At 73.2% G+C, this 2,444-nt stretch carries 2 protein-coding genes; both read right to left on the bottom strand.

Annotated features, from left to right (window positions below):
- The coding region (locus ACTHJJ_RS18740) for a TadA family conjugal transfer-associated ATPase (protein ID WP_440304463.1) at positions 1 to 1,051 on the bottom strand (1,051 nt) is incomplete at its 3' end.
- Positions 1,048 to 1,797, bottom strand: coding sequence for a hypothetical protein (locus ACTHJJ_RS18745; protein ID WP_440304464.1), 750 nt, complete (start codon positions 1,795 to 1,797; stop codon positions 1,048 to 1,050). The genes ACTHJJ_RS18740 and ACTHJJ_RS18745, both read right to left, overlap by 4 nt.
- Between the last annotated feature and the right edge of the window lie 647 nt (positions 1,798 to 2,444).

Consider the following 2,444-nt stretch of genomic DNA (forward strand, 5'->3'; position numbering starts at 1 on the left):
CCGGCAGCACGACCGGGTCGGGCCCCGAGCGGTCCACCACCCCGATGGTCGAGAGACGCCGCACCCCACCGGCGCGCGAGACGTGGAGGACGACCGCGATGGCCGCGGCGAGCTGGACCCGCACCGCCTCCGGTCCGAGCCCGGCCAGGGCACCGAGCGCCTCGAAGCGCGCGACCACGTCCTGCGCGGTGTTGGCGTGGACCGTCCCGCACCCGCCCTCGTGCCCGGTGTTCAGCGCCGCGAGGAGCTCACGTATCTCCGCCCCACGCGCCTCGCCGAGGACGATGCGGTCCGGCCGCATCCGGAGTGCCTGGCGCACCAGGGTCGTCAGGGTCACCTCGCCGATCCCCTCGACATTCGGCGGCCGGGTCTCGAGCCTGACGACGTGGGGATGGTCGACGTAGAGCTCGCGAACGTCCTCGACGACGAGCAACCGCTCGCGGGGCTCGACGACCCCGAGCAGCGCCGCGAGCAGCGTTGTCTTCCCGGCACCGGTCCCGCCCGACACGACGAACGCGAGCCGCCGCTCGACGAGCCGACGCAGCACGGCGGCGAAGGACCCGGGAAACATCCCCAAGCCCTCGAGGTCGTCGAGCGAGAGGTGTCGCCGAGCCGGCACCCGGATCGTGATGTGGGCACCACCGGCGACCAACGGCGGCAGCACCGCGTGCAGCCGCGCCCCCGACGGCAGCTGCCCATCGACCCAGGGGCTCGCGTCGTCGAGACGCCGCCCGGACGCACCCGCCAGCCGGATCGCAAGCGCCCGCACCACGTCCCCCTGGAGCCGTGCGCCCACCCACTCGGGTCCACCACCCCGGTCGACCCAGACCCGGCCGTCGCCGTTGACGCCGACGTCGGTCACCTCCGGGTCGGCGAGCCACGGGTCCAGCGGACCGGCACCCAGCACGCGGGCGGACAACGCCTCGGCCGACGCCTCGACCCGCGTCAGGCCGAGCGCTCCCACCTCCTCTCGCGCGACGTCGACGACCCGCTCCCGGTCGGGCAGCTGCCCCGCCCGGGCGTGCTCCCACATGGCGGGGCTCAGGCTCATGCGGTCCTCCCGAGCTCGCCGGCGACCGTGACGAGCCGGAGCAGCAGCCGGTCGGCGAGCGCCACGACCGGGCCCCGTCCCCGATGCCCCGGCGGCACACCGTCGGCCACCTCACCCGCGAGCTTCCCGTCCTCACCGAGCATCCCGACGACCTCGACGTCCAGCTCGTCGATGACGATGTCCTCGAGCTCCCCCGCGCCTGGTCCTCGGAGGACGACCCACGGGTCGGCACCGAGTGCCTGGAGAGCGGGCAGCACCGTCGCGGCGGCGGCGAGCTCCGGCGTACGAGTGCCGACGACCACGACGACCGCGTCAGCCTCGGCGGCGACGACCTGCAGCACCCTCTCGTCCCGACACGTGTCTGCAACCGTGACAGCGTGGGCGTCGGCCAGCCCGGCGAGGATGTCGGGCACCCGCGCAATCCACGTCACCGGATCGAGCTGCAGGTCGGTCCCACCGATGCCGGTGGCATTTGGCATGGCCAGCACCGGCACCCCGAGCACCGACGGCAGCCGCGCCGCGAGCCGCTCCCCGTCGACGATGCCGGAGGCCTCGCGCAGCTGGTCCCAGCGCCAGCCCGGCTCCTGCTCGATCCCGAAGGTGACGTCCAGGCCACCCGACCACGGGTCGAGGTCGACGGCGACGGCGCTGCGTCCGGCAGCACAGGCGCGGACGGCCAGCGCCGCCCCGAGCGAGGTGGCGCCGACGCCGCCCGACGCGGCCAGCACGGCGATGATCTGTCCCATGCCTCGACCCTGCTCCGCGGCCGACGCCCCCGCGAGCCGCTCGTCGCGACCGGTGGACAACAGGACCGGTGGCCGGAGGGATGTGGACAAGCCTCGTCCAGGAAAGGCGGTGGCCCCGGTCGGGGGGGTCGACCGGGGCCACCTCACGCTTCTGGCGCCGGGGGGGAGGCTCCAGCCGCGCGGCGCTCAACCCCGAAGGGGAGCGCTATGACCATCGTGTTACTACACCCGAACAAATGCAAACCGGCGCGCGTGTCGGCGAGGTCATGTCCACTCGTTGGGATTCGCGCTCGATCCCACGTCCGTTGCCAACGCGAGGCGCCCCCGGATCGCGGACATGATGGAGGCCCCGCAACCGCTGTCGTGGGGCCTCCCCGAGAGATCCGGCTACCAAGCGTGCACAGTGCCTGTCGCCCCGGTTCTGTCCCCGGGGGTGGACGGTTCAAAGTGAACTGCTCTCACGTGGGTACCTGGTCTCACCTCGGTCTGTCACTCTTGCCGTGGACCCGGGCCGACGCCTCTCGGCGTTGTGGTTCCTGAACCATGTCTACCCCACCCCCGTTCGGGGGGCTAGGGTTTCGCGGACCGCTCGGGAAGTTCTGTCCCCTACCCCAGACAGCCCCGTATGCCGCTCGTCGCCGACCGCT

This window comes from Intrasporangium sp. (assembly GCF_051961875.1).
Taxonomy (GTDB): domain Bacteria; phylum Actinomycetota; class Actinomycetes; order Actinomycetales; family Dermatophilaceae; genus Intrasporangium_A.

What these genes read in the sequence shown, in the direction of transcription:
- ACTHJJ_RS18745 (WP_440304464.1), bottom strand. Translation starts at nt 1,797, where the DNA reads ATGGGACAGATCATCGCCGTGCTGGCCGCGTCGGGCGGCGTCGGCGCC.